Source organism: Nocardia sp. NPDC050408 (assembly GCF_044458905.1).
Lineage (GTDB): Bacteria > Actinomycetota > Actinomycetes > Mycobacteriales > Mycobacteriaceae > Nocardia.
Window position 1 is genome coordinate 449,287 of the sequence record NZ_JBITIL010000003.1, and the last position, 19,111, is coordinate 468,397.

Consider the following 19,111-nt stretch of genomic DNA (forward strand, 5'->3'; position numbering starts at 1 on the left):
CGCTGCGTGGCAGTTGTCTCCTGAAGATCCACACCAAGGGCTCACTGGCGGCATGGCGTTTCGCCCATCAACGCTGCCGCGATGGGGCGGGGATCAGCGGGAGCCGCGCCGCGGCTCACCAGTGCTGTCGCCGAAGCCGACACCGATCGGCTCCGATCCGCAATGGTCAGTAACCTCGTTCGGTATCGATCGGCGCGAGCAGAGCGCGTCCGGTGGTGAAGCGCTGCACATTCGCGCCGACATGGTCCGCGAAAGCCGCGAGCCGCAGCTGCGGTGGATTCGAATCATGTGGTGTGACAATGGCATTCGGCAGCACCCAGAGCGGGTGACCGTCCGGCAGCGGTTCGGGATCGGTGACATCGAGACCGGCGCCGCCGATCGCGCCGGAGGCCAGTGCGGCCACCAGTGCGTCGGTATCGATGAGGCTGCCGCGCGCCACATTGATCACCCAGGACGATGGCTTCAATCGGGCCAGTTCCTCGGCTCCGACCAGGTGTTTCGTCTCGGGCGTCGCGGGGGCGGCGATCACTACATGATCGGTGCGCGGCCAGATGCGCGCGAGATGTTCGGCCGGAAGTGTTTCGACGGTATCTGGAATTCCGGGCCCGGTCACCTGGCGGCCGGAGCGGTTGACGGCGACGATGTGCGCGCCGAGCGGGACGAGCATGGGAATCAGTGCGCGCCCGATTCCGCCCGCACCGACGATGGTCACCGTCTTACCGTGCAGTGTGCCGACATGCGGGAAGAAATCGTATTGTCGCCAACTGCCTGCCCGCAGGTGTTCCGGCAGGTACCGGACCCCGGCGAGCAGCAACATCAGCGCGTGTTCGGCCACACTCGCGGCGAAAGCGCCTGCGGCGGAAGTGAATCGAACCTCCGGATGCCGCGCGAGAATGCCCGCGGTGAACCAGTCCTCGACACCGGCCGCGGGCAACTGCACCCATTCGATGGACGCTGGCAACTCGTCCGGGAATTCACCGGGACCGCCCGCCCAGATCAAGGCCCTGGCCTGAGCTAGATCCGCGACGGTCGCGCCACCCTCGACCACCGCCTTGCGCAATAGCGTCGGCGCGGGCATCGACGGTCCGATCGCAACCGGCACCGGAACCTCGGCGGGGCTCATGGACGACCTCCTGTCCCGGGCAAAACCACTGGCACGGCGCCTGCGGATGCTCCTTAGCGAACCGTAACACCATGTGCCCGCCTGACCCGCGCACCCCGAGCTCGCAAACAGCCCTGTACACCGGATGTGTAGCCGCGACAAATGGTGTGTGGGCGGTCAGTCCTCGTCGAGATCGACGTCCAGATTGTCGCGGTCGGCCCACTCCAGCAGTTGGTCGATGCGGAACACCGCCTCGTCGATGCCCTCGTGCAGATCGCCGAATTCGGCGAAGCGCGTAGGGACCGTTTTCATGGTGAAGTCGCGCGGGTCGATGTCGGGTATCTCATCCCAGCGAATCGGCGTGGACACCGTCGCCTCCGGGACGCCACGGACCGAATAGGCCGCGGCGATGGTGTGGTCGCGAGCGTTCTGGTTGTAGTCGACGAACAGCATTTTCGGATCGCGATCCTTGCGCCACCAGGTAGTGGTCACATCGTCGGGTGCGCGGCGCTCGACCTCCTGCGCGAAGGCCAGTGCCGCCCGGCGTACCTCGGCGAAGCCCCACTCCGGCGCGAGGCGCACATAGATGTGCAAACCCTTGCCGCCGGAGGTTTTCGGCCAGCCGACCGCGCCCAACTCGTCGAGCACTTCCTGCGCGACGCCCGCGACTCGCTGCACCCGTGACCACGGGCAATCCGGCATCGGATCGAGGTCGATGCGCCATTCGTCGGGTCGCTCGGTGTCATCGCGCCGCGAGTTCCACGGATGGAACTCGACCGTGGACATCTGCACCGCCCAGATGACATCGGCCAGCTTGTCGACGCAGAGTTCGTCCGCGTGTCGGCCATAGCGCGGAAAGAAGACGCGCACGGTCGGGATCCAGTCCGGCGCGCCAGCGGGCAGCCGCTTTTGATGCACCTTGTCACCCGCCAGCCCCTTGGGGAACCGATGCAGCATGCAGGGCCGGTCCCGCAGCGCGCGGACGATGCCGTCGCCGACGCTCAGGTAGTACTGCACCAGGTCGAGCTTGGTCGCGCCGGACTCCGGGAAGTAGATCCGGTCCGGGTTGGAGATGCGGACGGTGCGGTCGCCGACATCGAGTTCGACAGCGGGCGACGCGGACTTACTGGCCACCCGTCCGACGATAACGGCTCGGTAGGTCCGGCGTGGGTATCCCGAGTGATATCCGGGGTGATATACAGCCAAACTATGCAGGTGGAACTGTACAGGTGAGACTGAATAAACTAGGGTCGATGACATGGACGAGAAGATTTCCGAATCGGCCGTCCGAGCCGCCAGTGAGGTGCGGATTGTCCTCGGCCGACTGTGGCGGCGCATGCGCGAACTGGCCGCCGATGACGACCTCACACCGTCGCAGACGGCGGTATTGAGTCGCTTGGATCGAGACGGTGCGGCATCCACCAGTGATCTGGCGGCGGCCGAACGGGTGCGGCCGCAGTCGATGGCAATCACCGTCGCGGCGCTGGATCGCTACGGATTCGTCGAGCGTCGTCCGGATCCCACGGACGGGCGCAGACAATTGCTGTCGTTGACCGATGCGGGCGTTGAGCGACTGAAGGGCGATCGACAGGTGCGTCAGGAGTGGTTGGCGCGCACACTGCACGAGCGGTATACCGAGGCGCAGCGGCGCACCATCCTCGAGGCCCTGGCACTGCTCGACGATGTGGCGCAATCATGACGGCTGTCGAAGAGCACTCCGAATCAGCCGCTGACGCAAAAGGATTCGATCACCGGCGGATCGAGCCGATGATCCTCGGCTCGATCCTGAATCCGATCAACTTCTCCATGCCCGCGGTGGCGCTGGTGCCGATCGGGCGTTCGGTGCGCCGCGGTCGGATACGAACGTAATTCAGCTCAGAAAGGGTTGCCCATGCCGGTTACTACGCTCGACGAACGCACCGCCCTGGTCGTCATCGACCTTCAGCACGGCATCGTCTCCGCACCGCGCCAACCACATTCTGCCGCCGCGGTAATCGAGAATTCCGCCGCGCTTGCCCACGCCTTCCGCGAGCACGGCCTGCCGGTCGTACTTGTTCGCGTCTCGTTCGCGCCCGATGGTGCCGATCAAGTCAAGGGGCGCAACGAATTTACGTTCCCTGGCGGAAATCCGCCCGCGGGTTGGGACCGGATCGTGGACGACCTCACCGGTCATCCGGAGGATATCCACGTCACCAAGCGCAACTGGGGTGCGTTCTACGGCACAGACCTCGATCTGCAACTGCGTCGACGCGGCATCACCCAGATCGTGCTCGCCGGAATCGCCACCAGCATCGGCGTCGAATCCACCGCCCGCGCTGCCCACGAGCACGGCTACCACGTCACCCTGGCCACCGACGCCATGACCGACTCCGATGCCGAGGCCCATCGGCACAGCGTCGGCAAGATCTTCCCGCGCCTCGGCGAAACCGGCAGTACCGCCGAGATCATCGAACTGCTCGCCGCGACCCGCTGATCCGCGGCTTCGCCGGTTGTGAACACCGATGCCATTCGGGGCGAACGGGCGCACACTGGCGAGATGATGACCAAGCTGATGCGAGCGATTCGGCGACTATTCGGTCGGGGCGCGGTGCCCGCGGGCGGTGGCCGGGGTCCGGGCGGGGCCGGTGGCGGCGCCGCGGGCGTCCGCGAGCCGCGCCGGCCCATACCGCCGGACGACCGACTGAGCGACACCAAACGGATCGAGCCGGACCCGCCCACGCTTCGACTACCGGACGCACGTCAGTAGGGCGCGGCCGGTGACCACCCACGCAGGCTCAGTCGGGCTCGCGCAGCTCCGGCATAGGTGGTAGCTCGATGGTGTCGGCTATCGGGTCGATGCGCAGGTTGTCCAAGGATTCGAAGAATGCCTCGGCCGAGCCGTACCGCGCTTTGACCTCTTCCAACAGCCTTTTTGCGGGCAGGTTCGAGTACATGGGCATATCGTGACCGATAATTCCGGTCCGAAACATCAGTTAGCTAAATATTCGCCAGTTTGTTAGTTGTCGATCGGCGAACACCACGCTCCCGGACGTAGCCGGTGCGAGGTACCAGTGCTGTCCAGATAGCTCCTGAGGTATCGAGATCCGTCGAGTGCAGTCACATGGCTGTGCCGCGGGGCGTGTCGTGCAGCGTTTCGACTGCGCTCGGCGAGCTAGCCGGACCGGAATGCGCGGCAACGTATCCGGAGGGGCACTAAGTCTGTGTGGCGAGTGCGAACGGCAAGACCGCCGGTGCACCCGCGTTGCGCAGTGCATGAGCGGCCACAGTCAGCGTCCAGCCGGTATCGGAGAGCGCGTCGACGAGCAGGATCGGACCGTCCGCCGAACCCAGATCCGGGATCAGCCAGGAGTCGAACAGCCCCGCTACCCGGTGGGCCGAGTTCGCGGCGGAGACCGGCGGCCGGGCCGGACGCAGTTGCAAGGTACCGAGGTCACGCAGGCGGCCGACCTCGGCGAGGCGGGCGGCGAGGGTGGCATTGAGCACCGGATAGCGATGTGATTCGAGGGCCATCACCGAGGTCGGGCGGGTCGTCCAATTCCATTCGCGCAGCACCGCGATGCAGGCGTCGAAGACCGCATCCGGAACCGGATCATCGGGCGCGTCCAGCAGGGCGCGCAGGCGCTGACCCCAGCCGAGATCGGTGAGCCGACCGAGCGCACGTCCGGTCTCGGCGCCGTTGGTAATCTTGCCGGACAACGGAATACCGAGTTTGGCCATCCCGGTGGGCCACTGCTTACGCGGGGCGAGATCGAGGCCGGGACGGTCGAGTCGGGCGCGGGTCGCGGCGATGGCCGAGGAGTCGATGGTGGTATCGAGGCGGGTGCCGGTGCAGTTGTCGCAGCGGCCGCAGCCGGGGGCGTTGGCCTCGAGTGCGGGCAAGCCGGGATCGTCGAGTTGGCGGCGCAGGAATTGCATCCGGCAGCCGGTGGTGCGCTGATAGTCGATCATCGCCTGCTGTTCGACCTCGCGGGCAGCCGCGAGACGTGCATAGCGCTCGGTGTCATAGACCCACGGCTGTCCGGTGGCGATCCAGCCGCCGCGGACCCGCCGCACGGCGCCGTCCACATCGAGCACCTTGAGCACCATTTCCAGTCGCGAGCGGTTCAGCTCCACCATGGGCTCTAGTGCGACGGTCGACATGGCCCGGTCGAAATCCAGTGCGTCGAGTACCGAGCGCACGATGTGTTCGCGCGGAAAGGCAACGGAGGCAAAGTAGCTCCAGATCCTGGCGTCCTCCGGACCGGGCAGCAGCACCACCTCGGCACGATCGGTGCCACGACCGGCGCGACCCACCTGCTGGTAGTAGGCGATGGGGGAGGACGGTGCGCCGACGTGCACCACGAAACCCAAATCGGGTTTATCGAAACCCATGCCGAGCGCCGAGGTCGCGATGAGTGCCTTCACCTCGTTGTTCAGCAGCGCCGCCTCCAGTGCCTCGCGTTCGGCGGTATCGGTTTGCCCGGTGTAGGCGGCGACATTATGTCCGTGCGAATTCAGCACATCGGCGAGGTCGTGCGCGGCGGCGACGGTGAGGGTGTAGACGATGCCGGAACCGGTCAGTTTGTCGAGGTGTCCGCTGAGCCATGCGGTGCGCTCGACGGCGTCGTCGAAGTGCACCACCGACAGGTGCAGTGATTCGCGATCCAGGGTGCCGCGCAGCACCAATGGGGGTGGTAGGCCGACGGAGTCGGCGGACGCAGAGTCGGTGCCGATCTGGGTGGCGACATCGGTGACCACCCGATCGTTGGCGGTCGCGGTGGTGGCGAGTACCGGCACATCGGAGCCGAGATCGGCGATCAGGGTGCGAATGCGGCGGTAATCGGGTCGGAAGTCGTGACCCCAGTCCGAGACGCAATGCGCCTCGTCGATCACGACCAGTCCGGCGTCGGCGGCCAGCTTGGGCAATACCTGGTCGCGGAAGTCCGGATTGTTCAGCCGCTCCGGGCTGACCAGCAGCACATCCACCTCGCCCGCGGCTACCCGATCGTGGATCTCATCCCATTCGGTGACATTGCCGGAGTTGATGGTCGCCGCGACGACGCCCGCTCGTTCGGCGGCCGCGACCTGGTTGCGCATCAGCGCCAGCAGCGGCGACACGATCACCGTCGGCCCGCGCCCCGCCCGCCGCAGCAACTTGGCCGCGATGAAATACACCGCCGACTTACCCCAGCCGGTGCGCTGTACCACCAGAGCCCGCCGCCGCTGCACGATCAGCGCCTCAATCGCCGTCCACTGATCCTCGCGCAGTTTCGCCTGGGGGCCAGCGAGGTCGCGCAGTAACTCCTCGGCCCGTTCCCGCAGGTCAGGTGCGGTGAGGTCGATCGCTGAAGTACCGGCCGCGGTGGTCATGCGCTCCATCGTGCCTGATGCCACCGACATCGACAGCAACGGCCGCGCCGCACGGTATCCGTTCGACGAAAGGCTCTACCGGTAGACACCTCCAGCGCCGCCAGGTCGGCGCACCGCACGGATTCGCGACGAAACGTGCCGACGGCGCGGCGAAACGCCCGTGATAGCCGTGGGCATACAGCTCACCGGTGACACCTGCGGGCACAGCGGCCGAAAAGACGAAATATCGCTGGGCAACGGGCAATCGGGTGAGACGATTGCTCCGCACCGTGGGACCCCGCAGGAGGTAGCGATGACCAACTACGATCCGCCGCCGGGTTGGTCTCCGCCCGGCGCCCAATTCCGCAGTACCGGTGGATTCGGGCGCACCGTTTTCGGCATTCTGGTCGGCCTGGTGGTGACGCCGGTCGGGATCGGACTCGCCGCGCACGCGGCGCTGGATACCCGGCAGTGGGTCATCCTCGGGTCCGCGGCAAATCGGGCCGGATCGACATTCCAGATCGTCGGTGGGTCGCTGTTGCTACTTCTGGTGGCCGCCCTTGCCGCGTACTCACCGGCCGGGACGGTGCTGGCCGGACTGGTCTGGGGTGTGGTGCCGGGCTTCGTGTATTTCCTATTCCCGGATGACACCTGGCGAATCATTCATGACGACCTACCGCTGTTGTCCGATGAGATGCGACAAGCGCTGATCACCTGGGTGACCAGCGGTTTCCCCTTCATCCTCGGCGTACTGCTACTCGGTGCGGGCGTCGCGGGCACGATGCGGCGGCGCTGAATACGTCCAGGCCGAATTACGGTAGTGCTCACCGCAATTCGGCCAGGTCTCAGCCCTTCACGCACAGCACCTGACGCAACGTCGCGACGATATCCACCAGATCACTCTGCGCGGCAATGATCTCGTCGATGTCCTTGTACGCGGCCGGGATCTCGTCGACCACACCCGCATCCTTGCGCGATTCCACGCCCTCGGTCTGCGCGATCAGATCCGCGACGGTGAACTGCCGCTTCGCCGCATTCCGGCTCATCCGCCGACCGGCACCGTGCGATGCGGACTGGAAAGAGGCGGGATTTCCCTTGCCGCGCACCACATATGAGCGCGTGCCCATCGAACCCGGAATCAACGCCAGATCACCTGCGCCCGCCCGCACCGCGCCCTTACGGGTCACCAGCATCGGCACGCCGTCGATCTCCTCCTCCGCCACATAGTTGTGGTGGCAACTGATCGGCTCGTCGAAACGCACCTCGCGTCCGGCGAATTCCGCGCGCACGGCACCGCATACCAGCGACAGCATGACCGCGCGGTTGCGTGCGGCGTATTCCTGCGCCCAGGTCAGATCGCGCCGGTAGGCTTCCATTTCCAGTGTGCCGGAAAGGAATACCGCCAGATCGCGATCGGGCAGGTCCTTGTTGTGCGGCAGTGCGCGCGCGACGGTCATATGCCGTTCGGCGAGTTCCTTGCCGATATTGCGGCTACCGGAGTGCAGCAGGATCCACACCGAATCGTGCTCGTCCAGACACACTTCGATGAAGTGATTGCCGCCGCCCAGCGAGCCGATCTGCTTGTGCGCCTTGGACTCCAGCGCCTGTACGCCCGGATTCAGTGAGCCGAACTCGGACCAGAAACGCCCCCAGCCGCTGACGTGCTTTGCCAGCTCGCCATGTGAGGCGGCGAACTGCGCGCCCAGCTTCGCGACATCGACCGCATCCTTATGCGCCTGGAACCCCACCGGCACCGCAGCCTCGATGTGTGAGCGCAGCGAATGCAGATTGTCCGGCAGGTCGGCGGCGGTGAGGTCGGTCTTCACGCTCTCCATGCCGCAGCCGATATCCACCCCGACGGCCGCGGGCGCGACCGCATCGCGCATAGCGATCACCGAGCCGACCGTCGCACCTTTGCCGAGGTGCACGTCGGGCATGACGCGGACGCCGTGGACCCATGGCAGTTGCGCGATATTCCGCAGCTGCCGCAGCGCGGCCTGCTCGATTTCGTGCTCGTTGGCCCACATGAGCGTCTGCGCCCTGGTGCCGCGCAGCTCGACGGGAAACATGGGAAGGTTCCTTTCTCGTTTCGGTCTGTTCCCCATCAACGCTAGATTCCCGCAGGTCCATGCGCACTTCATTATCGGTTGGCCATTACCGGACGAGGACGCCGCGCTCCACAACCGCTATCGTGCGGGGCGGAAAGTTCGACGAGTGAAAGCGTGGTGAAGCACGGTGAGCATCCCTCAGGGTGGATGGTCGGGTCCACCGCCGGCGTCGCGGTCCGGCAACCGCACTGTCGTCATTCTGGTGGTGGTCGCCGCATTGCTGTTCGTCGTCGTGGGCGTGGTCGGCGTGGTTACGGTGCAGAAGAGCGGCGTCATTACCGGTGTCGCGACAGCCGCCACCTCCGGGAATACCCCGGCGGGCGTGACCGCCGCCGGCACCGTGCGCGTCGGCGATTCGAATGCGAAGGTCGTCGTTCGCGTGGTCGCGGACCTGCAGTGCCCCGCATGTAAACAATTCGAGAAACGCAACGCCAAGACCCTCGAGGACGCCGCCGAGAACGGAACGGCGATCGTCGAATACGACGTCATCGCATTCTTGGACCGTGCGTCGAGCACCGAGTACTCCTCGCGCGCCGCGAACGCATCGTTTTGTGTCGCCGGACAAGACCATTCGAAGTATCAAGGCTGGTTCGCCGCGATGTTCGAACAGCAGCCCGCCGAGGGCGGCAGTGGCCTGTCCGACAGCAAGCTCGTCGAGATCGCCAAGAACGCGGGCTACACCGACCCGTCGGTCGCTCAGTGCATTACCGATCGCAATTACGACAGCTATGTCCATGACAAGACCGAGCGGGTGCTCAACGGCGATGTCAATGCCACCCCGACCGTCTTCGTCAACGGTAAGAAACTCGATTCCAGCCAGCTGTCGAACGGACTCGAGGCCGCCATCGCGGCCGCGCGCTAGGGGTAGGTGCGCGCGGCGTTTCCGTGGGCGATCGCTATGACCAGCCCTTCGGCATCAGCCAGAGTGATGGCGTCCTCAGCGATCCATTCGTCCAGCAGGCGGCCGAGGCCGCGCCGCCACAGCAGTGCGCCCAGGTAGTGCAGCTCGGGAAGTCCGTAGCCGTCGGAGGAGTAGAGCATCGACCGGAACGGTGCGAGTTCGAGCGCTTCGCCGAGTACCGCCGCGGCGCGTTGTCCCACGTAGGGAATTGTCAGGCCGAGGTCGAGGTGCACATGGTCGAAGGCGTGCGCGAGGTAGGCGGCGTTGCGGTGGAACGGCCAGCAGTGCAGCAGCATGACCGATAGTCCGGAGCCCGCGGTGGCGTGCAGGAAGTCGGTGAGCAGCAGCGGATCGGCGTGCTGGAGACGCAGATCGGTGTCGCCGAATCCGGTGTGGAACTGCAACGGCAGGCCGAGCTCCGCGCCGATGCGCGCGCCGAGTCCGACCAGCCAGCCGAGCGTTGCCGGATCGGTGAGGCGCAGTTCGTGGATGACCGTCGACGGCAGGGTATCGGTGACGGGAAAGTTCAGACCATAACGATAGGCCACGATTGTCTTGAGGCCGACGGCATTTCGGGCCCGACTACGCAATGTGGTTTCGATATCCTCGAAAGGCATTGCCACGGTGCTGACTTCGGTAATCACCTGTTCGGCTATCTGTTCGAGCCGGATGATCTCACGCACCTTACCAGGGGCGAGGGCGGCGAATTCCGCTCGGCCACCGCCGAATCCGGTATCGAGAAACCATCGGGTGGTGCCGGAGGCGCGCAGCAGTCGGGTGGTCGCTGCCCGCCAACCGAGCTCGGCCCTGCGGGAGATGTAACGCTCCGGATCGACATGCGGCTCCAGGTCGAGAACCGGTGCGCACCAACGCCTTACCGCAAGACCGATCGCCGAATCGAAGCTGCCGCGCTGCCCTTCACCGAGCAGTCGCTCGAAGCCAGGGCGGTCCAGATCCGCGGCGACGACGCCGTGACAATGGTGATCGGTCAGCGCGACACCATCGGTGAGCACGCTAGAACCGCCATCGGGTCATCTCGACCACCTTGGCCGGGCTGATATCCCGATAGCGTTCTGCCTCGGCGCGGCGCACGGTGAGCAGCGCATCGTGCAATTCGACGCCGAGTGCATCGGCGAGCACCTTGGATTCCGCGAGTGCGTCGGCGGCCTCCATCGAACTTGTCGGCAACCGCCGCACACCCGAGAGCATGAGTTGTTCGGCATCGAACCCCATTGGGTCGCCAGTGATTTCGGCGGGCAACCGCAGTTCTTCGGCGACACCGGCGAGTCCGGCGGCAATGACCGTACCGACGGTCAGATACGGATTACCGGTCGCGTCGAAACACTTGACCTCGGCATTGGCCGCCCAGTCCTCGGTGCCCCGCACGCCGGTGATGAAGCGCAGTGCCGCCTCCCGCGTCTCCCTACCCCAGCATTGCCAGATCCCTGCCCATCGCGAAGGTTGTAGCCGGAGGAAGCTCGCCGGATTGCCCGCGCCGACCGCGACCAGCGCGGGCAGTTCCCGCAGCACACCGGCCAGGAACGCCTCGCCAGCGCGGCGCATGCCATAGGGGCCCTCGCCCTGGGCCAACAGCGGTCCTTCGTCGTCGTGTAGCGAAAAATGCAGGTGCGCACCGGAACCCGCTCCACCCCGCTCGATACACGGCGCGAGCAGCGCGCGCCAACCGTATTGCGCGCTCACCTGCCGGATGGTGTGCCGGACCAGGATCGCGTCATCGGCCGCCGCGACCGGATCATTGGGTGCGACCGACAATTCCAGTTGCGAAAGTGCGTATTCCGGATGGAATTGATCGACGGCGACCTCCTGTCGCTCCAGGGCCGCGACGAGATCGCTGGCGTACTCGCCCACCTGGCTCAATCGGATCATGCTGTAGGCGGGCCCGTATATTACTGGGACGAAATCGTTTTCGATATCCCCGCGCCCGACCGACCACTCCGTCTCGAACGCCATCGACAGCCGCAGTCCGGCATTCTCGGCCGCCTGGGCCTGCCGAGTCGCGAAGGCGCGCTGACAGCCGACGAAGCGAGTGCCGTCCTGGCTGAACTTATCGGCGGGCGCCCAGGCCCACCCCGGCTGACAAGCGAGTTCGGTCAATCGCGTCAGATCGGGAATCAGCCGCAGATCACCATCGGGGCCGCCCAGATATCGCCCGACGGACATCAGATCGTCGAAGGTGAAGGTCTCGAAACAAGGCGAAACCCCGATCCCGAACCTGGCGGCCTGCGCCAACCGCGCCTTCGGGACCGTCTTCACCCTGGTTATCCCGGCATTATCCACAAAAGTCAGAGCAACCATATGGGCCTCGAGGTGCCCGATCAACGCATCATGGGCACCCTCGGCCGGTATCCGATCCGGCATGGTGGGCATGAGTCCCAAGATAATCCGCCCTCGCCCGCTTCGGGACGGACTCGGGCTAGCTCGTCGCTGCGCGGCCAGTTCGTTGGACGGCACACTGCTCTCGTCGTCGCGGCTTATGATCGACCTGTCGGGACCAGCTCGTTTTCGCCTCGAGAGGTAAATACATGAGTCGCTCGTGGTGCGGTCGGGATGGCAGGCCGCCGCAAACGCGCGAATTTCCGGGAAGTCTGCGCCGATGATCGGGTGAGCGGTCGGTGTCCGAGCGCAATTCCGAGGGGACGCAACGCGACCTGACTTTCGGTATCGCAGCGGAACTGGCTGCGGCCGGGTTCGCCGACGCCCAAGAGATCGGCCGAGGCACATTCGGCATCGTGTACCGGTGCACCGAGTCCGCAATCGAGCGGGACGTGGCGGTCAAGGTTCTGGGCTCCACGGTCGACGATGAGGACCGGACCCGATTCCTGCGCGAACAGCGGGCGCTGGGGAAGTTCTCGAACCACCCGAACATCGTCCAGGTGCTGACGACCGATGTCACCGCGACCGGGCGGCCGTTCATCGTGATGCCCCTGCACCCCAGAGGCTCGCTGGCCACCCGGATTCGCGCGGACGGGCCCTTGCCGTGGCAGGAGGTATTGGGTGTGGGCGTGAAGCTGGCGGGCGCACTGGCGACCGCCCACGCCTCAGGCGTCATCCATCGCGATGTCAATCCCGGCAACGTCTTGATCAGTGACTACGGTGAACCGCAGTTGGCGGACTTCGGTATCGCGCGGGTGGGCGGCGCGTTCGAGACGGCGCCAGGCACGGTCGCGGGTACTCCGGCCTACACGGCTCCGGAGGTGATCCGCGGCGAACCTCCGACGGTTCTCTCCGATATCTACGGGCTCGGCTCGACGCTGTTCACCGCTCTCACCGGCCACGCCGCGTTCGAGCGCCAAGCAGGGGAGTCGATGGTGGCGCAGTTCGTGCGCATCACCTCAGAACCCGTCCCGGACCTGCGATCCGCCGGTGTACCGGCAATGGTGTGCGCCGCCCTGGAAGCCGCGATGGCCACCGATCCGGCCGACCGCCCGGCATCAGCCAGGGACTTCGGTGAGCGGTTGCGTACCGCGCAGTTCTCCTGCGGGCTGCCGGTGGACACGATGGCCGCCCCGGCGCACGACGGATCCGGCGCAACGGGATCGGTCGCGGGCGTTCGGCCGCTCTCGCAGACAACCTCGAGCGCCGTATTGCCGCTGGAATCGGCCCCGAAGACCCGGTTCCGCCCACCGACTACGCTGCGTCGGCTGATCAACCGCCCGCGGTTGCTGGAGACTTTACGGGAGGGGCAATCCAGGCGACTGGTCCTCATTCACGGCCCGGCCGGTTTCGGCAAGAGCAGCCTGGCCGCACAGTGGGCGCACGCCCTCGCCGCGGAAGGCGTCCGGGTGGCCTGGTTGGCGATCGCGGAGGACGACAACAATGTGGTGTGGTTCCTGAGCCACTTGGTGGAGGCGATTCGGCAGGTTCGTCCCACGCTGGCCAGCGAACTGACGCAGATTCTCGAGGAGGGTTCCGCCGGCGCGGCGCAGCAGGTGATGGCGGCCCTGATCAACGAGATCCACGACAGCGCGGAGCCCGTCGCCGTCGTGATCGACGATTGGCACCAAGTGACCAGTCCGGCGACCCTCGCCGCGATGGAGTTCCTACTCGACAACGGGTCCGACCACCTGCGATTGATTGTGACCAGCCGCAGTCGCACCGGTCTTCCATTGGGGCGCATGAGCGTCCAGGACGAACTGGTGGAAATCGATCAGAGCGCACTGCGTTTCGATTCTGGGGAAACGACGAACTTCCTGGTCGGCGCGAAGAGATTGCACCTTTCCGACGCCGATGTCGACCGGCTGCGCGAGTCGACGGAGGGCTGGGTGGCGGCGCTGCAGCTCGCCTCACTGTCGCTGCGCGGCAAGGAGGATCCCGGGGGCTACCTGGACCAGATCACCGGGCAGCACTACGCCATCGGCGAATATTTGATGGAAAACGTCGTCGGCGCGCTCGAACCGACGATGCTCGACTTCGTCATTCGGACCGCGGTCACCGACACCATCTGCGGAGATCTCGCGGAGGCGCTGACCGGCGTGCTGTCAGGGCAGCAACAGCTCGAGGAGGTGCGGCGCCGAGATCTGTTCCTGCGCAGCATCGATGACGAGCTGCAATGGTTCCGCTATCACGCGCTCTTCGCGGACTTCTTGCGCCGCAGACTGGTCCGGCAGCATCCCGGCTTGCTCGAAGAGCTGCATCTGATCGCGTCGAACTGGTTCGCCGGGCACGAAATGCTCACCGAAGCCGTGGATCACGCACTCGCGGCCGGCGCCGCCGAGCAGGCGAAACAGCTGGTGCAAGAACACGCCGACACGCTGATCGAAGATTCCCGCATGGCCACCTTCCTGGGCCTGGTAAAGAAGCTGCCCGCCGCGATCGCGGTTACCGATCCACGGCTGCAACTGTCGGTGGCCTGGGCCAACATCTCGCTCCAGCGCCCTATCGCCACCCAGACCGCGCTGGATCGCGTGGACGCGGCACTGGCAACCGCCGCACCGGACGATCCCGGGACCGCGGACCTGCGCGTCCAGGCCGATGTGACGCGAGCCGCGGAATACCTTGTGACGGACCGGTTCAAGGATTTCCCGGATGCCGCCGAGGCATGGCTGCGGCAGCCGGTGCGGCCGTTCCTCGCCAGCGTCGCGGCCACCACCGCGGAAGCGGCCGCCTACTATCGTTTCGACTTCGCGGGTGCCCGTCGCTGGCACGCATGGGCCAAGCCCTACCGGACTCGCATCAACGGTCCGGCCGGCGTGGTGTACGGCGCCTGCATCGCCGGCGAAGCTGCCGCCGAACAACTCGATATCGCCGGAGCCGAGGAGCTCTTCCGCTCCGCGTTCACCCTCGCCCGGAGTACCGGCAGCCAATCCCACGCGATCCGGATGGCCAGCGGCCTGCTCGGCGAATTGCTTTACCAGAAAGGGGAATACGCCGAAGCCGCGGAGCTGCTGGCACTCGGCCCCGGCCTCACGACCGGCGCCGTGGAATTCCTGGTCGCTACCTACGGGACCGGTGCTAGGCTGGCGGCAGTGCGCGGCGACCTCGATGCCGCGCGACGACGGTTGGACGAGGGGCAAACGGTCGCGGAGCATATCGCCCTGCCACGGCTGACCGCCCGCATTGTGAACGAGCGGGTACGACTGGGTCTGCCGATCACCGACGAAGACCGGCAGACGCTGGAGCACCTGCCCAGCTACCAGCGGCAACCGAACCACCCGCTCGCGGTCACCGCCGAACTCACCCACGAGTCGGCCATTCGTCTCCTGCTTGCCCAACAGTCACCGTCCGCCACCGAGCGCGGCGTCGCCGCCGCCGAACAGATCGTCGCCGAGATCCGCACCCAGCCTCGCCCCCGCGCGCTTCTGCAGGCTCGATTGCTATACGGCGGTTGCCTTTCCGTCGCCGGACGTAGCGAACAGGCGATCGCCTGCCTGGCTCCGGCGCTTTCTCGGTGCGCCGAACTCGGTCTCGTCCGAGTGGCCGTGGACAGTGCCCCCGCGATCGCGCCCGTCGTGGAAACCCTGCTCGCCGCCCCGCAGGCACCCGACCGGCCTCCCCGGCCTTTCCTGCAACAGATCCTGAAAGAGATCGATGGAATCAGCGAGCGGACATATCACGAATAAGGCGTCGGCTTGTGACTATGGCGCTTTCACCTGCTTTCGGTCGATTCCGCGCGCTGCCGGAAGCTGCATTCGACTTCGCTTCCGCCACAGGGGATTTAGTTTGCTCACGCAGTGTGAGTCGACGGACCCGCGGGGTGGTCATTCGCTACGGTGATTCGGCATCTGCGGCTCTACTCGGCTTTTGCCGATCTCCCCGAAACCATTGCGGCACAACTTGTTCCACGGCTGCTCACGAACCAGGAACACGGCGCTGTCATTTCCTGGTTGTCCCCGACCGACATGGTCGGACGGATGCTTCGACCCATGTACAAGAAGCGCGGCCTGTTGGCGGCGTTCGATGCTCCGTCGGAGGACAGCGAGCGCGTCGGGAGCGGTGCCCGGGCTCGGCGAAGTCGTGATTCGGGCGTGACCTGAGGGGCGACCTTTCCGGAGCGATCGAAGCGTCTCTCGCAACTGCTCAGCGGTTTCCTTCCGATGCCAGTCACGTTATGCCGCAGCGTATCCGGTGAATTCCTGCGCGGTCACGGTGACCATGCGCCCACCCATTGCCTTCACCGCCGTGCGAAAGTTGGGTCTGCCACTGGGCGGTAACGGCATCGACCACGCGCTCGAACCGTCTCCAGCGTCGATCGCGTGCACGGTGGTGCCGTCGGTCAGGATGAGGTGGCGTGCGTCGGTTATGCCGTCGTAGCGGGCAGTGTTCGCGAACGGCGTCGGCTGCTGCCAGATCCGGTGTCCATCAGTGAGATCGAGGCCCGCCAGCTCTGATCCATCGAGCGATCGGACGATCACAGTGTTATCGACTACTCCTTCTACGGCGGTCATACGTCCTGTGTGCTCGTCGATACCGATCTGCGCATTGGTCCAGAGGACTCGGCCGGTCGTTCGCTCGTAGGCACTTTCTCCGGTGAGGATCGGCGGCGGCGTCGTGGTCGCGGTCGGGTACCACTCGAGGAGGAAGCTCGCGTTGCTGACCTCGGTGATCGAGTGGCCATTGCGATCGAGAAGCGTGACTCGTCCCGCGCTCCAGCCGCGGTCGAACACCTGCGAAGCGACAATGCCGCCGTCGAACGTATAGCCAACGGGGGCGGTGAATAGCAACTCGCCGGTGGACAGATCGTAGACGCGAACGCCATGGTCGTGCCCGTCCATGAAGTAGTCCTGCACGATCCTGGGCCTGACCGGGTCGCCGGGAACGGGCGTCGGATACGTCCGCCGCCAGATGGCGTCGATAGCGGAAACGGTCCCTCGCGTGACGACGGCGGTCATCCAGTCCGCGGTTCGGCCGGTTACCGAAACGACGCCGTCGTGCACCGCCACGTCCATGACCTCGAAGTCCGTCGCATGGTCTTCGAGTACCGAGCCCGTGGCAGCCTCGACGATCAACACCCGATTCGTGCCGTGGCAGGCGATCTTTCCGTCGAACACCTGCTCACGGCAGCCGAGGAGTTCGCCGACATCGGTCGTCCATCGCACCTGGCCGGTGTCCGGATCGATGCCGTGCATCCGCACTGGACCGACGGTTAACCCAGCACTTTCGCCCGGCGCAGCCCCGCCGGGCACCGCGGTTGCCGCGACGATCATCGTCCCGGTGTCCATCGGCGAGCCATAACCGTAGTAGCGACTCAGGGTCTGCGGCGCGGCCAGCAAAACCGCACCGGGCTCCTCGGACAAGTCGGCCGCGCGCAATGTCCACTGCGGCACCGGAGTGGAGTCGAGCCGGGGCGAAATCCGGAACCGGCCACCGGCAGCCGTGGATACCTCCTGCGGCCGTACCGGCGATCGGTTCACCCACACGACCACAGCGATACCCGCCACCACAGCCACGACCAGCACCGTGATCCAGATCCTCCGCTGATCGATGAGCCATTTTGCAGCGTTGTTCACTCGGAGGTCTCCTTCATGGATCCATCGGGACCAGGCACTGGACGGCCCGATCTGCAAGGTATCGGCTTGTCAAAGCTGAGAATTCAGACCGGACTGAGGCCGATGTGCCGGTTCAGCATGCGGCGTGGATCCGGGAAGACGCGTTGGGGCAGTGTCAGTGCGTATGCGGCGTCGACTGCTGTCCGTCGAACCAGCGCACTACGCCGGGATTCGCCGGATCCGGATACCACCCCGGTGTCATCGATTGCGCGGGGTGGCTCGGTCTGCGAGATCCGGACTGCACGATGAGCAGGACGAGCCCGACGCCCACTCCGACGACCACCAGTGCCACGATCAAGAGCAGCAGGAGCTCCGTGCGGCAAGTATTGAGAGGCCGCCGGTCCGGGCCGTGGCTGGAACCGCTTTCGCACCGGTCAGTAGGCTGTTACCCATGACGGCTGGAACCACGACCGAGCAGGATATCCGCGAGACGGTGCACGATGCCGCGCGCAAGGCTCGGGTCGCTTCGCGGGCGCTCGCACAGCTGACCACGGCGCAGAAGAACGAGGCGCTGCATGCGGCGGCCGACGCCTTACTAGCGGCGGCCGATACCGTGCTCGCCGCCAACGCCGAGGACATCGCGACCGCGCAGGCAGCGGGGACCGAGGAGTCACTGCTGGACCGGCTGCGGCTGACGAAGGCGCGCATCGACGGCATCGCGTCCGGGCTGCGCCAGGTGGCCGGCCTGCCCGATCCGGTCGGTGTGGTCGTGCGTGGGTCGACGTTGCCGAATGGGCTGGAGATCCGTCAGGTGCGGGTGCCGCTCGGCGTGGTGGGCATGGTCTACGAGGCCCGCCCGAATGTCACCGTCGACGCATTCGGCCTCACGCTCAAGTCCGGCAATGCGGCGCTGCTGCGCGGTTCCTCCTCGGCCGCGCACTCCAATGCTGCACTCGTCGCCGTGCTGCGGGAAGCCCTTGTCGCACTGGACATTCCGGCTGATGCGGTACAGCTGCTGCCCAGCCACGATCGCTCCAGCGTGACCCATCTGATCCAGGCCCGCGGCCTGGTCGACGTGGTCATCCCACGCGGCGGCGCGGGCCTGATCAATGCGGTGGTCCGCGATGCACGGGTGCCCACCATCGAGACCGGTACCGGCAACTGCCACGTCTACGTGCACGAAGCCGCCGATCTGGAGATGGCCGAGCAGATCCTGATCAACGCCAAAACCCGTCGTCCCAGCGTGTGCAATACCGCCGAGACGGTGCTCATCGATGACGCGATCGCCACCACCGCGGTGCCCCGGCTGATCGAGGCGCTGGAACGCAACGGCGTCACCGTGCACGGTGACCTGCCCGGACTGGTGCCCGCCAACGATCAGGATTGGGGCGAGGAGTACCTGACCCTCGATATCGCGCTCAAGGTCGTCAAGGATCTCGACGAGGCCGTCGAGCACATCAACACTTGGGGCACCGGCCACACCGAGGCCATCGTCACCGGTGAACTGGCCGCGGCCCGCGAATTCACCAACCGGGTCGATGCCGCCGCCGTCATGGTGAACGCGTCGACCGCCTTCACCGACGGTGAGCAGTTCGGCTTCGGGGCGGAGATCGGCATCTCCACCCAGAAGTTGCACGCCCGCGGTCCGATGGCGCTGCCGGAACTGACTTCGACCAAGTGGATCGTTTGGGGCGACGGCCAAATCCGGCCGGTCTAGATTTCGTTC

At 65.9% G+C, this 19,111-nt stretch carries 17 protein-coding genes; 8 read left to right on the forward strand and 9 right to left on the reverse strand.

Annotated elements, in window-relative coordinates; translation table 11 throughout:
* Positions 1-166: 166 nt before the first annotated feature.
* Positions 167-1,123 carry a D-isomer specific 2-hydroxyacid dehydrogenase family protein gene (locus tag ACIBJI_RS11820; RefSeq protein WP_364339071.1) on the reverse strand — a complete coding sequence of 319 codons (957 nt, stop codon included), beginning with the start codon at positions 1,121-1,123 and terminating at the stop codon, positions 167-169.
* A gap of 156 nt (positions 1,124-1,279) precedes the next feature.
* Entirely contained in the window at positions 1,280-2,236 is a 957-nt protein-coding gene (gene ligD, locus ACIBJI_RS11825) for a non-homologous end-joining DNA ligase (RefSeq protein WP_397083996.1), read from the reverse strand.
* A 124-nt stretch (positions 2,237-2,360) separates the two neighbouring features.
* Between ligD and ACIBJI_RS11830 the strand changes: the two genes are divergently transcribed.
* The 4 genes from ACIBJI_RS11830 to ACIBJI_RS11845 all read left to right on the forward strand — a co-directional run bounded on the left by ACIBJI_RS11830 (position 2,361) and on the right by ACIBJI_RS11845 (position 3,848).
* On the forward strand, positions 2,361-2,801 hold the full coding sequence (locus tag ACIBJI_RS11830) for a MarR family transcriptional regulator (RefSeq protein WP_364339076.1): 441 nt from the start codon (positions 2,361-2,363) through the stop codon (positions 2,799-2,801).
* Complete coding sequence (locus ACIBJI_RS11835) at positions 2,798-2,971, forward strand: hypothetical protein (protein WP_364339078.1); 174 nt, start codon at positions 2,798-2,800, stop codon at positions 2,969-2,971. Before ACIBJI_RS11830 ends, ACIBJI_RS11835 begins: the two co-directional genes overlap by 4 nt.
* A gap of 22 nt (positions 2,972-2,993) precedes the next feature.
* Positions 2,994-3,575, forward strand: a complete 582-nt coding sequence (locus tag ACIBJI_RS11840) for a hydrolase (protein WP_396955780.1) — start codon at positions 2,994-2,996, stop codon at positions 3,573-3,575.
* 63 nt (positions 3,576-3,638) lie between these two features.
* A complete protein-coding gene (locus ACIBJI_RS11845) occupies positions 3,639-3,848 on the forward strand; it encodes a hypothetical protein (RefSeq protein WP_364339080.1) in 210 nt (69 codons plus the stop codon).
* Between the two features lie 28 nt (positions 3,849-3,876).
* Here the strand turns inward: ACIBJI_RS11845 and ACIBJI_RS11850 are convergent, their stop codons facing one another.
* Positions 3,877-4,035: a hypothetical protein gene (locus ACIBJI_RS11850; RefSeq protein ID WP_364339082.1), complete on the reverse strand. Its 159-nt coding sequence runs from the start codon at positions 4,033-4,035 to the stop codon at positions 3,877-3,879.
* A gap of 259 nt (positions 4,036-4,294) precedes the next feature.
* The gene (locus ACIBJI_RS11855) at positions 4,295-6,451 is read right to left on the reverse strand and encodes a RecQ family ATP-dependent DNA helicase (protein ID WP_397083999.1); all 2,157 of its coding nucleotides are present in this window, start codon (positions 6,449-6,451) and stop codon (positions 4,295-4,297) included.
* Positions 6,452-6,743: 292 nt separating this feature from the next.
* Here ACIBJI_RS11855 and ACIBJI_RS11860 point away from each other — a divergent pair, with 292 nt between their 5' ends.
* A complete protein-coding gene (locus tag ACIBJI_RS11860; protein ID WP_397084001.1) occupies positions 6,744-7,226 on the forward strand; it encodes a hypothetical protein in 483 nt (160 codons plus the stop codon).
* Positions 7,227-7,275: 49 nt separating this feature from the next.
* Here ACIBJI_RS11860 and ACIBJI_RS11865 read toward each other — a convergent pair whose 3' ends face one another.
* Complete coding sequence (locus ACIBJI_RS11865) at positions 7,276-8,499, reverse strand: RtcB family protein (RefSeq protein ID WP_396955782.1); 1,224 nt, start codon at positions 8,497-8,499, stop codon at positions 7,276-7,278.
* Between the two features lie 166 nt (positions 8,500-8,665).
* On the opposite strand from ACIBJI_RS11865, the gene ACIBJI_RS11870 reads away from it, so the two are divergent.
* Positions 8,666-9,400, forward strand: a complete 735-nt coding sequence (locus ACIBJI_RS11870) for a DsbA family protein (protein WP_397084003.1) — start codon at positions 8,666-8,668, stop codon at positions 9,398-9,400.
* Here the strand turns inward: ACIBJI_RS11870 and ACIBJI_RS11875 are convergent.
* Together ACIBJI_RS11875 and ACIBJI_RS11880 are read right to left on the reverse strand one after the other, a co-directional pair.
* Positions 9,397-10,452 carry an amidohydrolase family protein gene (locus ACIBJI_RS11875; protein WP_364339094.1) on the reverse strand — a complete coding sequence of 352 codons (1,056 nt, stop codon included), beginning with the start codon at positions 10,450-10,452 and terminating at the stop codon, positions 9,397-9,399. The two genes, ACIBJI_RS11870 and ACIBJI_RS11875, sit on opposite strands and share 4 nt — an antisense overlap.
* A 1-nt stretch (position 10,453) precedes the next feature.
* Positions 10,454-11,827, reverse strand: coding sequence for a glutamine synthetase family protein (locus ACIBJI_RS11880; RefSeq protein ID WP_364339096.1), 1,374 nt, complete (start codon positions 11,825-11,827; stop codon positions 10,454-10,456).
* Between the two features lie 245 nt (positions 11,828-12,072).
* Between ACIBJI_RS11880 and ACIBJI_RS11885 the strand changes: the two genes are divergently transcribed.
* A complete protein-coding gene (locus ACIBJI_RS11885; protein ID WP_364339098.1) occupies positions 12,073-15,519 on the forward strand; it encodes a protein kinase in 3,447 nt (1,148 codons plus the stop codon).
* A 486-nt stretch (positions 15,520-16,005) separates the two neighbouring features.
* Here ACIBJI_RS11885 and ACIBJI_RS11890 read toward each other — a convergent pair whose 3' ends face one another.
* A complete protein-coding gene (locus ACIBJI_RS11890; RefSeq protein WP_364339105.1) occupies positions 16,006-17,406 on the reverse strand; it encodes a PQQ-binding-like beta-propeller repeat protein in 1,401 nt (466 codons plus the stop codon).
* Positions 17,407-17,560: 154 nt separating this feature from the next.
* Positions 17,561-17,737, reverse strand: a complete 177-nt coding sequence (locus tag ACIBJI_RS11895; protein ID WP_364339770.1) for a DUF2510 domain-containing protein — start codon at positions 17,735-17,737, stop codon at positions 17,561-17,563.
* 99 nt (positions 17,738-17,836) lie between these two features.
* Here ACIBJI_RS11895 and ACIBJI_RS11900 point away from each other — a divergent pair, with 99 nt between their 5' ends.
* A complete protein-coding gene (locus ACIBJI_RS11900) occupies positions 17,837-19,102 on the forward strand; it encodes a glutamate-5-semialdehyde dehydrogenase (RefSeq protein WP_364339107.1) in 1,266 nt (421 codons plus the stop codon).
* The last annotated feature ends 9 nt before the right edge of the window (positions 19,103-19,111 follow it).

What these genes read in the sequence shown, in the direction of transcription:
- ACIBJI_RS11820 (WP_364339071.1), bottom strand. Translation starts at nt 1,123, where the DNA reads ATGAGCCCCGCCGAGGTTCCGGTGCCGGTTGCGATCGGACCGTCGATG.
- ACIBJI_RS11840 (WP_396955780.1), top strand. Translation starts at nt 2,994, where the DNA reads ATGCCGGTTACTACGCTCGACGAACGCACCGCCCTGGTCGTCATCGAC.
- ACIBJI_RS11900 (WP_364339107.1), top strand. Translation starts at nt 17,837, where the DNA reads ATGACGGCTGGAACCACGACCGAGCAGGATATCCGCGAGACGGTGCAC.
- ACIBJI_RS11850 (WP_364339082.1), bottom strand. Translation starts at nt 4,035, where the DNA reads ATGTACTCGAACCTGCCCGCAAAAAGGCTGTTGGAAGAGGTCAAAGCG.
- ACIBJI_RS11865 (WP_396955782.1), bottom strand. Translation starts at nt 8,499, where the DNA reads ATGTTTCCCGTCGAGCTGCGCGGCACCAGGGCGCAGACGCTCATGTGG.
- ACIBJI_RS11845 (WP_364339080.1), top strand. Translation starts at nt 3,639, where the DNA reads ATGATGACCAAGCTGATGCGAGCGATTCGGCGACTATTCGGTCGGGGC.
- ACIBJI_RS11835 (WP_364339078.1), top strand. Translation starts at nt 2,798, where the DNA reads ATGACGGCTGTCGAAGAGCACTCCGAATCAGCCGCTGACGCAAAAGGA.
- ACIBJI_RS11880 (WP_364339096.1), bottom strand. Translation starts at nt 11,827, where the DNA reads ATGCCCACCATGCCGGATCGGATACCGGCCGAGGGTGCCCATGATGCG.
- ACIBJI_RS11855 (WP_397083999.1), bottom strand. Translation starts at nt 6,451, where the DNA reads ATGACCACCGCGGCCGGTACTTCAGCGATCGACCTCACCGCACCTGAC.
- ACIBJI_RS11830 (WP_364339076.1), top strand. Translation starts at nt 2,361, where the DNA reads ATGGACGAGAAGATTTCCGAATCGGCCGTCCGAGCCGCCAGTGAGGTG.
- ACIBJI_RS11860 (WP_397084001.1), top strand. Translation starts at nt 6,744, where the DNA reads ATGACCAACTACGATCCGCCGCCGGGTTGGTCTCCGCCCGGCGCCCAA.